15 protein-coding genes are annotated in these 17,071 nt (G+C 33.5%); 14 read left to right on the top strand and 1 reads right to left on the bottom strand.

What is annotated here, in order from left to right; translation table 11 throughout:
- The first annotated feature begins 11 nt into the window (after positions 1 to 11).
- From mutL to hfq, 9 genes are all read left to right on the top strand, one after another.
- Entirely contained in the window at positions 12 to 2,018 is a 2,007-nt protein-coding gene (mutL, locus tag LG295_RS08175) for a DNA mismatch repair endonuclease MutL (protein WP_318832920.1), read from the top strand.
- 11 nt (positions 2,019 to 2,029) lie between these two features.
- The gene (locus LG295_RS08170) at positions 2,030 to 2,563 is read left to right on the top strand and encodes a glycerol-3-phosphate responsive antiterminator (RefSeq protein ID WP_017724338.1); all 534 of its coding nucleotides are present in this window, start codon (positions 2,030 to 2,032) and stop codon (positions 2,561 to 2,563) included.
- 171 nt (positions 2,564 to 2,734) lie between these two features.
- Positions 2,735 to 3,775 (top strand): S66 peptidase family protein, encoded by a 1,041-nt coding sequence (locus LG295_RS08165; RefSeq protein WP_325999031.1) that lies wholly within the window; start codon positions 2,735 to 2,737, stop codon positions 3,773 to 3,775.
- A 171-nt stretch (positions 3,776 to 3,946) separates the two neighbouring features.
- A complete protein-coding gene (locus LG295_RS08160; RefSeq protein ID WP_107530912.1) occupies positions 3,947 to 4,765 on the top strand; it encodes an MIP/aquaporin family protein in 819 nt (272 codons plus the stop codon).
- Positions 4,766 to 4,947: 182 nt separating this feature from the next.
- On the top strand, positions 4,948 to 6,450 hold the full coding sequence (gene glpK, locus LG295_RS08155) for a glycerol kinase GlpK (protein WP_107530911.1): 1,503 nt from the start codon (positions 4,948 to 4,950) through the stop codon (positions 6,448 to 6,450).
- 144 nt (positions 6,451 to 6,594) lie between these two features.
- Positions 6,595 to 8,268, top strand: coding sequence for a glycerol-3-phosphate dehydrogenase/oxidase (locus LG295_RS08150; protein ID WP_107530910.1), 1,674 nt, complete (start codon positions 6,595 to 6,597; stop codon positions 8,266 to 8,268).
- 194 nt (positions 8,269 to 8,462) lie between these two features.
- Positions 8,463 to 9,389, top strand: coding sequence for an alpha/beta hydrolase (locus LG295_RS08145; RefSeq protein WP_318832919.1), 927 nt, complete (start codon positions 8,463 to 8,465; stop codon positions 9,387 to 9,389).
- A gap of 19 nt (positions 9,390 to 9,408) precedes the next feature.
- Positions 9,409 to 10,356, top strand: coding sequence for a tRNA (adenosine(37)-N6)-dimethylallyltransferase MiaA (miaA, locus tag LG295_RS08140; protein ID WP_404475635.1), 948 nt, complete (start codon positions 9,409 to 9,411; stop codon positions 10,354 to 10,356).
- Position 10,357: 1 nt separating this feature from the next.
- Positions 10,358 to 10,582 (top strand): RNA chaperone Hfq, encoded by a 225-nt coding sequence (gene hfq, locus LG295_RS08135; protein WP_107530907.1) that lies wholly within the window; start codon positions 10,358 to 10,360, stop codon positions 10,580 to 10,582.
- Between the two features lie 503 nt (positions 10,583 to 11,085).
- Here hfq and LG295_RS08130 read toward each other — a convergent pair.
- Positions 11,086 to 11,559, bottom strand: coding sequence for a glutathione peroxidase (locus LG295_RS08130; protein WP_107530906.1), 474 nt, complete (start codon positions 11,557 to 11,559; stop codon positions 11,086 to 11,088).
- 104 nt (positions 11,560 to 11,663) lie between these two features.
- On the opposite strand from LG295_RS08130, the gene hflX reads away from it, so the two are divergent.
- The 5 genes from hflX (at position 11,664) to LG295_RS08105 (ending at position 16,964) form a co-directional block, all read left to right on the top strand.
- On the top strand, positions 11,664 to 12,899 hold the full coding sequence (gene hflX / locus LG295_RS08125) for a GTPase HflX (RefSeq protein ID WP_107530905.1): 1,236 nt from the start codon (positions 11,664 to 11,666) through the stop codon (positions 12,897 to 12,899).
- Positions 12,900 to 12,915: 16 nt separating this feature from the next.
- Positions 12,916 to 14,154, top strand: coding sequence for a methionine gamma-lyase family protein (locus LG295_RS08120; RefSeq protein ID WP_318832917.1), 1,239 nt, complete (start codon positions 12,916 to 12,918; stop codon positions 14,152 to 14,154).
- 262 nt (positions 14,155 to 14,416) lie between these two features.
- Positions 14,417 to 14,785 (top strand): MerR family transcriptional regulator, encoded by a 369-nt coding sequence (locus LG295_RS08115; protein ID WP_017724349.1) that lies wholly within the window; start codon positions 14,417 to 14,419, stop codon positions 14,783 to 14,785.
- A 20-nt stretch (positions 14,786 to 14,805) separates the two neighbouring features.
- The gene (gene glnA, locus LG295_RS08110; RefSeq protein WP_107530903.1) at positions 14,806 to 16,146 is read left to right on the top strand and encodes a type I glutamate--ammonia ligase; all 1,341 of its coding nucleotides are present in this window, start codon (positions 14,806 to 14,808) and stop codon (positions 16,144 to 16,146) included.
- Positions 16,147 to 16,535: 389 nt separating this feature from the next.
- The gene (locus LG295_RS08105; protein ID WP_107530902.1) at positions 16,536 to 16,964 is read left to right on the top strand and encodes an organic hydroperoxide resistance protein; all 429 of its coding nucleotides are present in this window, start codon (positions 16,536 to 16,538) and stop codon (positions 16,962 to 16,964) included.
- The last annotated feature ends 107 nt before the right edge of the window (positions 16,965 to 17,071 follow it).

Raw genomic sequence — 17,071 nt, 5'->3', positions numbered from 1 at the left:
GGTGAAGTCAAATGGGTAAAATTAAAGAGTTACAGACATCATTAGCAAATAAAATTGCTGCTGGAGAAGTTGTTGAACGTCCAGGGTCAGTAGTTAAAGAATTATTAGAGAATGCCATTGATGCCCAAGCGACCGAAATCAATATAGAAGTAGCGCAGTCTGGTGTTGAGTCTATCCGCGTAGTCGATAATGGTACCGGGATTGCCATAGATGATTTAGGGCTCGTATTTCATCGTCATGCTACGAGCAAATTAGATCAAGATGATGATTTGTTCCATATACGTACGTTAGGTTTCCGAGGAGAAGCCTTAGCAAGTATATCTTCAGTGTCGAAAGTGACACTGAAGACTTGTACAGATAATGAAGAAGGGCAAGAAATTTATGTTGAAAATGGTGAAATTCTTAAACAAAAACCAGCAAAAGCTAAACGTGGTACAGATATTTTAGTTGAATCCCTATTTTATAATACACCTGCACGTCTCAAATATATTAAAAGTTTATATACAGAATTAGGTAAAATAACGGATATTGTGAATCGTATGGCAATGAGTCATCCTGATATACGTATTTCATTGGTTTCTGATGGTAAGACTATCATTAAAACAAATGGCTCTGGTCGTACAAATGAAGTTATGGCTGAAATATATGGTATGAAAGTAGCTAAAGATTTAGTTCATATTACTGGAGATACGAGTGATTATCATTTAGAAGGTTATGTCGCAAAACCTGAGCACTCTAGAAGTAATAAACATTATATTTCTATTTTTATAAATGGTAGATATATTAAAAACTTTTTACTTAATAAGGCAATTCAGGAAGGTTATCATACGCTATTGATGATTGGTCGATTCCCTATTTGTTACATTAATATAGAAATGGATCCTATACTAGTAGATGTCAATGTACATCCGACGAAACTAGAAGTAAGACTTTCCAAAGAAGATCAACTCTTTGAATTAATAGTTGAAAAAATTCGTGAAGCATTTCAAGATCGTATTTTAATTCCGCAAAACGACATGGATAAAATCACTAAGAAAAATAAAGTGCTGGATAAATTTGAACAGCAAAAAATGGATTTTGAAAAACGTAAACAACAAAACGAATTAAAACAACCTCTTCGTGATGAGATACAAGGTTATGGAAGTCATGAAAATAATGAAAATAATGAAAGTGATGAATCCAAATCGCAACCTCAATTACAATATAATAATGAGAATACGCATAATAATGATTTTCAATCAACTATACAGGAAACAGAAGTCAATAATGACGATTATGCACAATCACAAAGAACGTTATTAAATGAAATGGATACTGACGAACAAGCATCAACGTTTGATCAAAAGAACGGACACGAAACTTTTAACCAAGATGACATGGAGCAAGATATCGCAAGTCAAGATATCAAAGGTAGTGTTAGTAAAGATGCCTCAAGACGTGTACCTTATATGGAAGTAGTTGGCCAAGTCCATGGTACATATATAATTGCTCAAAATGAACAAGGTATGTACATGATTGATCAACATGCTGCTCAAGAACGGATTAAATATGAGTATTTTAGAGAGAAAATTGGCGAAGTTTCAAATGAAATTCAAAATTTATTAATTCCTTTAACGTTCCATTTTTCTACAGACGAACTGATGATTATCAATCAACATAAAGAAGAATTAGACAAAGTTGGCGTGCATTTAGAACCATTTGGTGGTAATGATTATATAGTAGATAGTTATCCAGTTTGGTTCCCAGCGTCTGAAGCGGAAGAAATTATAAAAGATATGATTGAATATGTATTAGAGCATAAGAAAGTTAATGTCAAAAAAATACGTGAAGAAGCTGCAATTATGATGAGCTGTAAACAATCTATTAAAGCCAATCACTATTTGAAAAATAATGAAATGGCTGATTTAGTTAATCAATTAAGAGAAACTGAAGATCCTTTTACTTGTCCACATGGCAGACCGATTATTATAAACTTTTCAAATTATGAATTAGAGCGACTGTTCAAACGAATTATCTAGGAGGTTAGTGGATGAAGCCACATATTTTACCAGCTATTCGATCAATGAAAGACTTGGAGAAAATGATACAAACGGATTATAAAGAATGTGTGTTACTAGATACACATATTGGACATGTTAAAAGCATCATGGAATTACTTAAGAAGAATAAAATTGAAACGTATATGCATATCGATTTGATTAAAGGTATGAGTCATGATGAATTTGCATGCGAATATATCATACAGAATTATCATCCTAAGGGTATAGTTTCTACTAAAACAAAGGTAATCAATAAAGCGAAATCATTGAATACAACGACTGTTTTTCGAGTGTTTATATTAGATAGTCACGCTTTATCACGTAGCATAGAACTAATAAAACGTGTAGAACCTGATTATGTAGAAGTATTACCTGGAATTGCCAGTAAAGTAATTCAAATTATTAATGAAGAAACAAATACTTCTGTAATAGCTGGAGGCTTAATTAACACAGTAGATGAAGTTGAAGTCGCAGTCGAAAATGGTGCTAAATATATTACCACAAGTGACAGACATTTATGGTAAGTCAATCGTACTTTAATTAATTCAAATTAGAACAATTGCACAGCATTTTTCTAAAATTAATTCAAAAACAACAAATGAAATTCAAAAGTTAGCCATTTAAGCATTAGGTAATCTCATTGCCGCCTTAAATGAGCTAACTTTTTTTATAAAACTTTTAAAGGGGGATTAATGATGTTAAAACCACAAAAGTTAAAACGGGGAGATACGGTTGCTATTGTATCGCTATCATCAGGTCTCGCAGGTGATGATTCTATTATATGGAGAACATATCAAGGAATACAAAGGTTACAAGAGGTTTTCGGTTTGAAAGTAAAAATAATGTCACATGCACTAAAGGGCAGTGAGTTTATACAACAACATCCAGAATTGCGTGCCTCAGACCTAAATGAAGCTATAAGAGATAGAGAAGTTAAAGCTATTATAAGTTGTATTGGTGGAGATGATGCGATTAGGATATGGCCCTATGTAGATCGTGAAGCACTCCAAAACTTTCCGAAAATTTTCTCAGGGTATTCAGATTCAACAACAGTACATATGATGTTTTATAAAATGGGCATCACTAGTTTTTACGGTCCAGCGTTGTTAACAGATTTCGCAGAGAATATTAACATGGATTGTTATACGATAAAGCATATAGAAAACAACTGGTTTAATAGTGAGCCAATAGGTGAAGTGAGACCTGCAAAATATATTAGGCCTTATGGATTAAGTTGGGATGTTGAAAATAAAGCCATAGCGAGACCGGTTATACAACAACAAAGATATATTTTCCTGCAGGGCCAAGGACAAGTTAATATCAAGGGACACTTAATAGGGGGGAATTTGGAAACACTTGTAGATATTAAAGATTCTGAATTATTTCCACAATTAAATGATTTTGAACAGGCTATTTTATTTTTAGAAACTTCGGAAGATACGCCTAAACCTGATGAATTTAGAGACATGTTATTTCAATTGCTTAAAAAAGGAGTATTCCATAGAGTTAACGGTATAATATTTGGTAAACCATTTAACAATACTTATTATGAGCAATATAAAAATGAAATACTGACATTTTTCAACGTAGAATCGCTCAAAAAATTACCTATATTATATAATTTGTCATTTGGTCATAATGAACCTAAACATATATTGCCCTATGGTGTTGAAGCACAGATTAATTGCGAAACTAAACAATTTTTTATTACTGAAAATGCTGTTACTGAGGGTTAATTTGTGACAAGATTTTAACAAAATATTTGACAACGCTTACAAAATCGGTGTAAGATGAATTTAAGTTAATAATTAGAACAGAGATGGGAGATTTCTACAGTAATTAAACCGGTGGTTCGAAACTGGCTATAATTGTAGGGGTCTCTCTATCTATTTTTAGGAGGAGTCTCTATGAGTGTATATTTTGCTGAATTCTTGGGAACAGCAATATTGGTATTATTTGGGGGAGGCGTTTGTGCCAACGTCAATTTGAAAAAAAGTGCTGGTAACGGCGCGGATTGGGTTGTTATTGCATTAGGTTGGGGGCTTGCGGTTACAATGGGAGTCTATGCTGTGGGTAATATTTCAGGTGCGCATCTTAACCCCGCGGTAACACTTGCGTTCGCAATGGATGGTGCTTTAAGTTGGGGTATGGTGCCAGGGTATATAATTTGCCAAATCCTGGGCGGTATTACTGGTGGTATCGTTGTTTGGTTAATGTATTTAGCACACTGGAAACAAACGGAAGATCAAGGAGCAAAATTAGGTGTATTCTCTACTGCGCCTGCGATTAAAAATTATTTTGCAAACTTCTTAAGTGAAATTATTGGTACTGCTGCTCTAACATTAGGCTTAATGTTTATCGGTATGAATAAAATCGCTGATGGTTTAAATCCATTAATCGTTGGTAGCTTGATTATTGCAATTGGTTTAAGTTTAGGTGGACCAACTGGTTATGCGATTAACCCGGCTCGTGATTTAGGTCCGCGTATTGCACATGCAATATTACCAATTGCAGGTAAAGGTAATTCGAATTGGAGTTATGCAATTGTACCTGTTTTAGGTCCTATCACAGGCGGAATGATCGGTGCTGTTATTTATAGATTAGTTTACAAAGGGGCATTTGATATGATGTCAGTTCTAGCAATCGTATTACTAATAGTTACAATTGCCCTTGGTATTGTGTTAAATAAATCTAAAAGTGCAAAAGGTATCGAATCGGTTTATTAATTAAGTTTCAACAGTCCTGTTTATAAGTTAAAATATAAACAGGCTTTATAATATATAAATATAAGTAATAAAAGCATGTTTGTGGAGTGAGATATTTGGCAATGTGTAAGTTAGACGTATAAAGTGTCAAATTTTACATACACTATGTGGAAAGCGAACATGATAAAAGGGAGATTATAATTATGGAAAAATATATCTTATCAATTGACCAAGGAACTACAAGTTCAAGAGCAATTCTTTTTGACCAAGATGGTAAAATCAAAGGCGTAGCGCAACGCGAGTTTAAACAATTCTTCCCTAAATCAGGTTGGGTAGAACATGATGCAAATGAAATTTGGACATCAGTTTTAGCTGTTATCGCTGAAGTTTTAAATGAAGAAAATGTCGGTGCAGATCAAATTGCTAGTATCGGTATTACGAATCAACGTGAAACAACAGTAGTATGGGACAAAGCAACGTCACGCCCTATCTACCATGCAATTGTATGGCAATCTCGTCAAACTCAAGGCATTTGTCAAGATTTAAAGGATCAAGGTCTAGAAGATAAATTCCGTGAGAAAACAGGTTTATTATTAGATCCTTATTTTGCTGGTACAAAAGTAAAATGGATTTTAGACAATGTTGAAGGTGCAAGAGAAAAAGCTGATAATGACGAACTATTATTTGGAACAATCGATTCGTGGTTAGTTTGGAAATTATCTGGTGGTAAAGCACATATCACAGATTATACAAATGCAAGTCGTACATTAATTTATAACATTCATGACTTAGAATGGGATCAAGAATTACTTGATATTTTAGAAATCCCTAATTCTATGCTACCTGAAGTGAAAGCATCAAGTGAGGTCTATGCGAATACTATAGATTATCACTTCTTCGGTAAAGAAGTACCAATTTCTGGTATTGCTGGTGACCAACAAGCAGCTTTATTTGGACAAGCTTGTTTTAACCGTGGCGACGTGAAAAATACTTACGGTACTGGTGGATTCATGTTGATGAATACTGGTGAAGAAGCGGTTACATCTAAGAGTGGTTTGTTAACAACTATTGCATATGGGATAGACGGTAAAGTCAATTATGCACTTGAGGGTTCTATTTTCGTATCTGGATCTGCAATTCAATGGTTACGTGATGGTCTTAGAATGATTAATTCTGCGCCACAATCAGAGAATTACGCAGAGCGTGTCGAATCTTCAGAGGGTGTATATGTCGTACCAGCGTTTGTTGGTTTAGGTACACCTTATTGGGATGCAGAAGCACGAGGTGCAATCTTCGGCTTAACACGTGGTACAGAAAAAGAACATTTCATCCGTGCAACATTAGAGTCATTATGTTATCAAACGCGTGATGTATTAGAAGCAATGGAAAAAGATTCTGACATTACAGTAAATAATCTACGTGTTGATGGTGGCGCTGTAAAAAATAATTTCATTATGCAATTCCAAGCTGACTTATTAAATGTTGGAGTAGAACGACCAGAGATTAATGAAACGACAGCTTTAGGTGCTGCATACTTAGCAGGACTTGCTGTAGGATTCTGGGATAGTAAAGATGAAATTGCTAATCGTTGGAAACTTGAAAAAGACTTTACACCGAATATGGAAGATAAAGAAAGAGAAAAATTATATAAAGGCTGGAAAAAAGCCGTAGAAGCAACTCAAGTCTTTAAATTAGAAGATGAATAAAAAAATAGACTAAAAGTTGTTATGTATGCTACAATATGGGTAAGTTAATAATACAGAGATGAGAAATGAGAGATTCAGTTCGTACAATTATATATGTATGGGATGAGTCTCTCTTTTTTTATTATTTTAGGAGGCCTAGTTTTTATGAGTTTATCAACATTAAAAAGAGAACAGATCAAGAAAGATTTGAAAAATAAAGATTTTGACGTTGTCATTATTGGTGGCGGTATTACTGGAGCAGGTATTGCTTTAGATGCTAGTCAAAGAGGTATGAAAGTTGCTTTAGTAGAAATGCAAGACTTTGCACAAGGTACAAGTTCACGTTCTACTAAATTAGTACATGGTGGCTTGCGTTACTTGAAACAACTACAAGTTGGCGTTGTAGCAGAAACTGGTCGTGAACGTGCAATTGTATATGAAAATGGACCACACGTAACAACACCTGAGCGTATGCTTTTACCAATGCACAAAGGCGGTTCAATGGGTAAATTCACTACTGCTATCGGTTTAACAATGTATGATAGATTAGCTGGTGTTAAAAAAGCAGAACGCAAAACAATGCTAAATGCTAAAGAAACATTAGAAAAAGAACCACTTGTTAAAAAATCTGGTCTTAAAGGTGGCGGTTCTTACGTTGAGTATCGTACTGATGACGCGCGTTTAACAATAGAAGTTATGAAACGTGCAGAAGAAAAAGGCGCAACGATTATTAACCATACAAAATCTGTTCATTTCACATATGATTCCAATGAACAAGTTAATGGTATTCAAGTAGAAGATCAAATTAACAATGAAACTTATCCAGTTAAAGCTAAAAAAGTTATCAATGCAAGCGGTCCATGGGTAGACGAAGTTCGCAGTGGTGACTATGCAAGAAATAATAAACAGTTACGCTTAACTAAAGGTGTTCACATTGTTATTGATCAATCTAAATTCCCATTAGGTCAAGCTGTTTATTTCGATACTGAAAAAGATGGTCGTATGATTTTTGCTATACCACGTGAAGGTAAAGCATATGTAGGTACAACAGATACATTCTATAATAACGACAAAGCTTCACCGCTTGCTACACAAGAAGACAGAGATTACTTAATTGATGCAATTAATTACATGTTCCCAGATGTAGACGTTAAAGATGAAGACATTGAATCATCATGGGCTGGAATTAGACCATTAATTTTAGAAGAAGGTAAAGACCCATCTGAAATTTCTCGTAAAGATGAAGTTTGGGAAGGTAAATCAGGTCTATTAACAATTGCTGGTGGTAAATTAACTGGTTACCGTCACATGGCTTTAGAAATTGTAGACCTATTATCAAAACGCTTGAAAGAACAATATGGTATGAAATTTGCTAAATGTGCTACAAAACATTTAACAATTTCTGGTGGAGATGTTGGTGGTAGTAAAAACTTTGAACAATTCATCGACCAAAAAGTTGAAGAAGCTAAATCATATCAAATAGATGAAGCAACAGCGCGTCACTTTGCTTCTAAATATGGTTCTAATGCGGAAGAGTTATTTAAAATTGCACAAACAGCTCAACATCAAGATACTGGATTACCATTAGACATTTATACAGAATTAATTTATTCAATACAAAATGAAATGGTGTACCGTCCAACAGACTTCTTTATTCGTCGTACAGGTAAACTTTATTTCAAAATTGATGATGTATTAAATTATAAAGAGCAAGTTATTGAAGTTATGAGCGACTTATTAGGATACACTAATATTCAAAAAGAAGCTTATACAAAAGAATTACAAATTGCTATTGATGAAGCACAAACTGGTAATCAACAACCAGCAGAAAAAGAATAATCATTTAAGATTTTGTGCTACAAAGTTTATAAGAAAAGCAGCTACTGACTCTATTAAGTTGGTAGCTGCTTTTTATGCTATAGAAATTGTCGCTTGTCACTAAACGCTTAGCGTAGTATTTGATAACATGATATTTTGAAGGTATATTGTATAATATAGATAATGATAATCGTATGGTATGGGAGGCTAAACACATGAGTAAAAACGAATTTAAAATAACAGTTTCAGACGGGACAATGCTAGAAGTTAAATTGGATAAGGCTAAAAACGAAACGATTGGTATCGTGCATTTACTTCATGGCATGGCTGAGCATATGGATAGATACGATCATCTAGTTGAATCGTTAAATCAGCAAGGCTACGATGTATTGCGTCATAACCATAGAGGTCACGGTAAAGAGATTGACGATAGTGAAAGAGGACATATTGATCATATGTCGCAAGTAGCTGATGATACATATGAAATAGCACAAACAATGTGTGCGTATTATTATAATATACCTTACATTGTAATCGGACACTCTATGGGTTCAATTATTGCGCGCATTTTTATTCAAAAATATCCCGATGCTGCACAAGGTGTAATTTTATCAGGAACTACACAATATCCTAAATATAAAGCTGCATTGCTAAGAATCATTTTGAAATTAAATACGCTAATTACAGGAAAAAAACGGCGTTTAAATTGGTTGAATCGTATGATGTATAGAACATTTAATAAAAATATAGTCAATCAGCAAACAGCAAGTGATTGGTTATCTAGTGATCCTAAAGAGGTGGAACAATTTATCAAAGATCCTTACACTGGTTTCTTGGTATCTAACCAATTGATCTACGAAACAATGAAACATATGTTACTAACAAGCAACAGTAAAAATATGAAAAAGCTTAATCCAAATCTTCCGATTTTATTAATATCTGGCAAAGAAGATCCATTAAGTGAATATGGCAAGGGGATAAGGAAATTAGGAAATTTATATAAAAAAGCAGGGGTTAAGCATATCACTGTACACTTGTATAAAAACAAGAGACATGAAGTATTATTCGAGCAAGGTTATACAGAAACATGGCAACACATGTATGAGTGGATCGAAAAGCAAATTTTAAAAAAGTATAAATAGAAAAAGAGAGTTGATACACGTGCAAAGCGACAAACTATTTTTAATCGTATTAGTAGGACCAACAGCTGTGGGTAAAACAGAGTTTAGCATTGAATTAGCAAAGAAAGTGGACGGTGAAATTATTAGTGGTGATTCAATGCAAGTTTATAAACATATGGATATTGGAACAGCTAAAATTACGCAAGACGAGATGTCAGGTATCCCTCATCATATGATTGATATTTTAGAACCGAATGAAAACTTTTCAGCATATGAATTTAAAAATAGAGCACAACGGTTAATTAAAGAGATTACAGCAAGAGGGCGTGTGCCTATTATTGCAGGCGGTACGGGGCTGTATATTCAATCGCTTATCTATAATTATGACTTTGAAGATGAAACTATTTCTGAACAAAAAAGTTTAGAAATTGAAGCAAAGTTATCTGAACTTGATCAATTATCAAATGAGGCGTTGCATCAATACTTGGCGTCTTTTGATGAGGTATCTGCGCAAGATATACACCCAAATAATCGAAAAAGAGTTAGAAGAGCGATACAATATTATTTAAAAACGAAAAAACTTTTAAGTTCTCGCAAGAAAGTACAACAATTTACTGAAAATTATGATACATTATTATTAGGGATAGAAATGTCGCGTGACATATTATATCAAAGAATTAATAAACGTGTAGATATAATGTTGGAACGTGGATTAGTTAGTGAAGTGCAACAACTCGTTGATAATGGATATGAAACGAGTCAAAGTATGCAAGCGATAGGATACAAAGAAATTGTACCGGTCATCAAAAAAGAATTAAGTTTAGATGAAGCAACTGAAAAATTAAAACAACATTCTAGAAATTACGCTAAGCGACAAATGACTTGGTTTAAAAACAAGCTCGACGTGTTGTGGTTAGATAGAGAGAGAAAGTCACTATCATTGATGTTAGAAGAGGTTTCAGTCCAAATACAGAAAAGGAGAACATAATATGAATACAACAGAAAACATCCAAGATAAATTCCTTGGGCAATTTAAGGCTGATCAGACAAAGGTAGTTGTGTTTTTAGTGAATGGTTTTCAAATGAAAGGTATTATCGAAGATTATGATAAGTATTTAGTATGCTTATTATCACAAGGTAAACAGCATTTAATTTACAAACATGCGATTAGTACATTTACGATTGACGATTCAAACACTGAAGAGGAAGCGTAAATACTACATTTTAAAACTTAATATTTAATATGATACTTTATATATAAAGTAGAAGAGGCAGGGGATAAATATCTCTGTCTAAAGCATGAACGTCGGTTTCTATTGAGATAAATTTGAAACTGGCGTTTTCTTCGTTTTTTAAAAATAAATGGCTTATGACCTACGCTCATTCTTATACTTAGTATTATGCTAGTCAAAATAAGTTTTTTTGATTTTAATTACAAACAACATTATAAGAAATGCTTAATTTATATGCTAAACAAGTATGCAAATTCAAAGTAGTGAGATTTGTGTATAAAAAGGACTAATCCATTTTTATTATTTGGATTAGTCCTTTTTGAGATAGAGTATTTAAGCCTCTATTTTTTAGTGATTACTAAATCTATAACAATCATCGGTTTAAAATGTAATTTATCAAATTGTATAGTATGAAAATAATCTTATGCTTTTAAAAATAGTTCTAATATTTATTGATAGGCTTGTTCTAACTGTTTCAAGTTATATTAAAGTAGTGCTTCAATCTCAGATTCAATTTGAGTTGGTTTTTTCTGCGGAGAGAAGCGGTGAACGACATTTCCTTGTTTATCAACTAAGAATTTTGTGAAATTCCATTTAATTTTTTCGTTGAATAACCCATTTTGGGCTTCTGTTAAAAATTTATAAAGTGGGTGTTGATTATCCCCTTTAACATCTATTTTTTCATGCATTGGAAAAGAAACGCCGTAATTAATTTTGCAATTTTGTGTTGCTTCTTCTCCGCTACCAGGTTCTTGGCCGCCAAACTGGTTACATGGGAATCCTAAGACGATGAAATCTTGATCTTTATATTTCTCATACAATGCTTGTAAACCTTCAAACTGGGGTGTGAATCCACATTCACTTGCAGTATTCACAATCAACATAACTTTATCTTTATATGTGTCTAATTGATATGTTTCTCCATTTGGCTGTTGAACTTCTATATCATATATAGTCATTTTAATTCACCTCTTATTATTAATTTAACACAATTTGAGTTTATAGTCTTTATATTGGCACTATGATAGAATGACTAAGAAAACTTGGAAAAGAGGTGCATGTAATGACCCAATATCAAACGCATACAACCAAACAAAAATTAGAGACAGCAATATTGATTGGAGTACATGCTCAAACAGACAATGATTTTAATTTCGAATCTACGATGGAAGAGTTGGCATCTCTTTCCAGAACCTGTCAATTGGATGTTCAAGAGCAATTTACTCAAAATAGAATAAACGTTGATAACAAATATTATGTTGGTAAAGGTAAATTAGATGAGATAAAAGCATATGTTGAATTTCATGATATTGATGTTATCGTTGCGAACGATGAATTGACCACAGCGCAATCTAAGACGCTTAACGGTAATTTAAATGTTAAAATCATTGATAGAACACAGCTTATATTAGAAATTTTTGCTTTAAGAGCACGTAGTAAAGAAGGTAAATTGCAAGTAGAATTAGCTCAATTAGATTACTTAATGCCTAGATTGCAAGGACACGGGAGAAGTTTATCGCGTTTAGGTGGCGGAATCGGTACAAGAGGTCCTGGTGAAACAAAGCTTGAAATGGATCGCAGACACATAAGAACGAGAATGAATGAAATCAAGCATCAGTTAGAAACTGTAGTAGAGCATCGTGAACGTTATCGTAACAAACGTGAACAAAATCATGTGTTTCAAGTTGCGCTTGTTGGCTACACTAATGCTGGTAAATCATCGTGGTTTAACGCATTAGCTAAAGAAACGACATATGAAAAGAATTTGTTGTTTGCAACGCTTGATCCTAAAACGAGACAAATTCAAATTAACGATGGGTTTAATCTCATTATTTCTGATACGGTTGGTTTTATACAAAAATTACCAACAACGCTCATTGCTGCTTTTAAATCCACGTTAGAAGAAGCTAAAAATGCAGACTTACTATTACATGTAGTAGACAGTAGCCATCCAGAATACCGAGCGCAATATGATACAGTGAATCAAATTATTGGTGATTTAGAAATGGGACAAATCCCTCAAGCGATTATTTTTAATAAAAAAGATTTACATGAAGGAACATTGCCAGCTACAAATAAACCACATGTTTTTGTTTCAAGCAAAGAACAAGAAGATGTAGAAAAGGTTAAAGCACTTTTATATAATGAAGTGAAAAAAGTATTAACTTATTATGAGGAGCATGTACCGAGTTCAGATGCCGATCGTTTATATTTTTTAAAACAAAATACATTAGTGTCTGAATTGAATTTTAATGAAACAACTGCGACTTATGAAGTGAAAGGCTATAAAAAAGAGTAGAAGGAAGTAATGATTAATGGAAGAGATGAAACAACTGATTGCAGAAACTGAAGAAACATTAGCGCCTTATTTTAAATATATTGAAGAGGTTGCCTATGAGAACCAAGAAAAAGTATTAAATGCTTTTCATGTAGTCAAAGCAACAGAAAACGACTTACAAGGTACTACGGGCTACGGTTATGATGACTTAGGCCGAGATCACCTTGAAGCAATTTATGCACATGCTTTTAAAGCAGAAGATGCCATTGTAAGGCCTCAAATTACCTCTGGTACACACGCGATTACAATTGCCTTGCAGAGCGTTTTGAAATATGGAGACGAACTTTTATATATTACAGGTAACCCATATGATACATTGCTAGAAGTAATAGGTATTAATGGTAATGGGATAGAAAGTTTGAAAGAACATGGTGTGAGTTATGATAAAGTCGATTTAAGAGAGGGAGACATCGATATTCAAGCCGTGTTTAAACAAATTAAACCACAAACAAAAGTAATTGCTATCCAAAGATCGAAAGGTTACGATCAACGCCCTTCAATTAAATTAGATTTTATCGAACAGGCAATACAACAAATAAAAGCGCAATATCCGGATATAATCATTTTTGTAGATAATTGCTACGGTGAATTTGTTGAGAAACGTGAGCCTATTGAATGTGGTGCAGACTTAATTGCAGGATCATTGATTAAAAATCCAGGTGGCGGCTTGGCAAAAATTGGTGGTTATATTGCAGGTGAAAAATCGCTAGTCGAAAGATGTGGTTATCGATTAACTGCACCAGGTATAGGTAAAGAGGCGGGTGCTTCGCTAAATTCACTTCAGGAAATGTATCAAGGATTCTTTCTTGCGCCACATGTAGTAAGCCAAAGTTTAAAAGGAGCATTGTTTACTAGTTTATTATTAGAGAAAATGGACATGCGTACTGCACCACGCTATGACGTTGATAGAACTGATTTGATACAAACTGTGTCATTTGATACAAAAGAACAAATGATTCTATTTTGCCAAAGTATCCAACAAGCTTCTCCAATAAATGCACATTTCAGTCCAGAACCTGCTTACATGCCTGGTTATGAAGATGATGTAATCATGGCGGCAGGCACCTTTGTGCAAGGGTCTTCTATAGAACTGTCGGCAGATGGTCCAATAAGACCACCGTATGAAGTGTATGTCCAAGGTGGTTTAACATATGAACACGTTAAATTAGCTGTTACTAGAGCAGCACAAAAATTAAAAACACAACAACTTGTATAAATAATAACTATTTACCATATATTTTATTTTATGAAGAACTGAAATTGAGTACTAATTTTAGGAAGCATAGGTAAAATGTATGGTATTTTTTGAAAAAATTTTTAGGAATTTTCTAAAAACTTATCTAATTAATGGAAAGAAAGCGTCTTGAGAGTAGTTATAGCAAGGGAATCAAAGATATGTAAGGAAACTTGACATATCTTTGAATTAATTTAATTATTATGCTAAATTTATTACAAGTTCAAAAATAGAGGTGATCGGATTGAAGTCAAATGATACATTAAGACGAAGTATGCCCGTTTTCCCTATGAGTGTTGTAACAAAATTAAGCGAATTGACTGCAAGACAAATTCGTTATTATGAAACACATGAACTGCTTAAACCACATAGATCAGACGGGAACAAAAGACTATTTTCATTAAATGATTTGGAACGACTTTTAGAAATTAAAAGCTTAATTGAAAAAGGTTTTAATATAAAAGGAATTAAACAAATTATAAAAAATGATCAAGATCACCTGACTGATGATGAACAAGAAACAAGAAAACAAATGATAGTTGAAGCCACTCAGAAACCGCAGCGAGAAGCAATTCCGATAAACCGTGGAGATTTATCACGCTTTATCAAATAAAATAATGGGGGACATTTACAATGCCAAAACGTTCATTTACCAAAGAAGATATTCATAAGTTTGCTAAGGAAGAAAATGTAAGATATCTAAGATTGCAATTTACTGATATTTTAGGAGTTATTAAAAACGTTGAAGTACCAGTTAGCCAATTAGAAAAAGTTTTAGATAACGAAATGATGTTTGATGGTTCTTCAATCGAAGGATTCGTACGTATCGAAGAATCTGATATGTACCTATACCCTGATTTAGATACATGGGTTATTTTCCCATGGACTGCTGGGCAAGGTAAAGTTGCTCGTTTAATTTGTGATGTATACAAAACAGACGGTACACCATTTGAAGGTGACCCTCGTGCAAACTTAAAACGTGTGTTAAATGATATGAAAGAGTTAGGATTCTCAGAATTAAACTTAGGACCTGAACCTGAATTCTTCTTATTCAAATTAGATGAAAAAGGTGAACCAACATTAGAACTAAATGATGATGGTGGTTATTTCGATTTAGCACCAACAGATTTAGGTGAAAATTGTCGTCGTGACATCGTATTAGAGTTAGAAGATATGGGCTTTGACATTGAAGCGAGTCACCATGAGGTTGCACCAGGACAACATGAAATTGATTTTAAATATGCAGATGCGATTACAGCATGTGATAATATCCAAACATTTAAACTTGTTGTAAAAACAATTGCTCGTCAACATAACCTACACGCAACATTTATGCCAAAACCATTATTCGGCGTGAACGGTAGCGGTATGCACTTTAACATGTCATTGTTTAAAGGCAAAGAGAATGCATTCTTTGATCCAGATGGTGATATGCAAATGACTAAAGATGCGTTCCACTTTGTTGCAGGTATTTTGAAAAATGCACGTGGATTTACAGGTGTATGTAATCCGTTAGTAAACTCATATAAACGTTTAGTTCCAGGGTATGAAGCGCCTTGTTATATTGCATGGAGTGGTAAAAACCGTTCTCCATTAATCCGCGTACCATCATCTCGTGGATTATCAACACGTGTTGAAGTACGTTCAGTCGATCCAGCAGCAAATCCATACTTAGCATTAGCAGCAATCTTACAAGCTGGTTTAGATGGTATTAAAAATAAATTAGAAGTACCAGAACCAGTTAACCAAAACATTTATGAGATGAATCGTGAAGAACGCGAAGCAGTTGGCATTGAAGATTTACCTTCAACTTTATATACAGCAATTAAAGCTATGAAGAACAATGAGCCAATTAAACAAGCACTTGGTAATCATATTTATCACCAATTCATTAATTCTAAATCGATTGAATGGGATTACTACAGAACTCAAGTTTCTGAATGGGAAAGAGAACAATATATCAAACAATACTAGGTGCTAAACAAAGGGGTTAAACACTAGGTATATAAGCAACTCGAGTCATTCTAATAGGATGATTTCGGGTTGTTTTTTTGCACTCATTTTTATTATGTTGAGTGTTTGGGCGCAGAATGGGTGCAATGTATGAAAATAAAATTTGTTAAAAGTTATTTTTCACTTTTGACTAATTAGTAGTAATTACTACAAGAACTTATACTTCTTTACAATTGTAAAGATATCCACTTCACTTAATGTATTTGAAAAAAATTGCTATTTATTTGATTAAGCTTTATTTAGCTAATCTTTTAATTTTTAATATTTTAAAATTAATGTTATATTATTAATGAATTGAGGTTAATTCATTAATAGAAGAATAATTTATTTGATTAAAAGGAGTGATTGGAATGGTAAAACCATTATATGAAGTTACTGTTATTAGCAATGGTGGTCGAGATGGTAAAGTATTTAGTGAAGACAATACTTTTTATCAAGATTTAGCTGTCCCGAAGGAAATGGGAGGAAACGGTGTTACTGAATCAAATCCAGAACAATTATTTGCAGCTGGCTATAGCTCATGTTTCAACAATGCACTTATGCACATTTTAAAAAGTGATGGTAAAGGGTCAATTGAACCTGAAGTGCGTGCAACAGCTTATTTATTACCGGATAAAACAGATGGTGGCGTTAAATTGGCTGCTGAATTAGATGTAACAGTTAAAGATCTTAGTCAAGAAGATGCAGAATCGTATGTAGAAAAAGCACATAATTATTGTCCATATTCAAAGGCATTAAAAGAAACAATAGATATTGAAATCAATGTAAGTGTTAATTAAAAAACAAATCTCCATTAATGTCACACACACTAATGGAGATTTGTTTTTTAAACATAGTGCGTAAATAAAATTGAGAAGTTAATTTTATTTAGGGCTTTCCCTTATAT

This window comes from Staphylococcus pseudoxylosus, from assembly GCF_044794325.1.
GTDB lineage: Bacteria > Bacillota > Bacilli > Staphylococcales > Staphylococcaceae > Staphylococcus > Staphylococcus pseudoxylosus.
This window is presented reverse-complemented; position numbering and strand designations above follow the sequence as displayed.

Excerpts from the sequence above, each read along its gene's own strand:
- mutL (WP_318832920.1), top strand. The coding sequence starts at position 12 with ATGGGTAAAATTAAAGAGTTACAGACATCATTAGCAAATAAAATTGCT.
- LG295_RS08170 (WP_017724338.1), top strand. The coding sequence starts at position 2,030 with ATGAAGCCACATATTTTACCAGCTATTCGATCAATGAAAGACTTGGAG.
- LG295_RS08165 (WP_325999031.1), top strand. The coding sequence starts at position 2,735 with ATGTTAAAACCACAAAAGTTAAAACGGGGAGATACGGTTGCTATTGTA.
- LG295_RS08160 (WP_107530912.1), top strand. The coding sequence starts at position 3,947 with ATGAGTGTATATTTTGCTGAATTCTTGGGAACAGCAATATTGGTATTA.
- glpK (WP_107530911.1), top strand. The coding sequence starts at position 4,948 with ATGGAAAAATATATCTTATCAATTGACCAAGGAACTACAAGTTCAAGA.
- LG295_RS08150 (WP_107530910.1), top strand. The coding sequence starts at position 6,595 with ATGAGTTTATCAACATTAAAAAGAGAACAGATCAAGAAAGATTTGAAA.
- LG295_RS08145 (WP_318832919.1), top strand. The coding sequence starts at position 8,463 with ATGAGTAAAAACGAATTTAAAATAACAGTTTCAGACGGGACAATGCTA.
- hfq (WP_107530907.1), top strand. The coding sequence starts at position 10,358 with ATGAATACAACAGAAAACATCCAAGATAAATTCCTTGGGCAATTTAAG.
- LG295_RS08130 (WP_107530906.1), bottom strand. The coding sequence starts at position 11,559 with ATGACTATATATGATATAGAAGTTCAACAGCCAAATGGAGAAACATAT.
- hflX (WP_107530905.1), top strand. The coding sequence starts at position 11,664 with ATGACCCAATATCAAACGCATACAACCAAACAAAAATTAGAGACAGCA.
- LG295_RS08120 (WP_318832917.1), top strand. The coding sequence starts at position 12,916 with ATGGAAGAGATGAAACAACTGATTGCAGAAACTGAAGAAACATTAGCG.
- glnA (WP_107530903.1), top strand. The coding sequence starts at position 14,806 with ATGCCAAAACGTTCATTTACCAAAGAAGATATTCATAAGTTTGCTAAG.
- LG295_RS08105 (WP_107530902.1), top strand. The coding sequence starts at position 16,536 with ATGGTAAAACCATTATATGAAGTTACTGTTATTAGCAATGGTGGTCGA.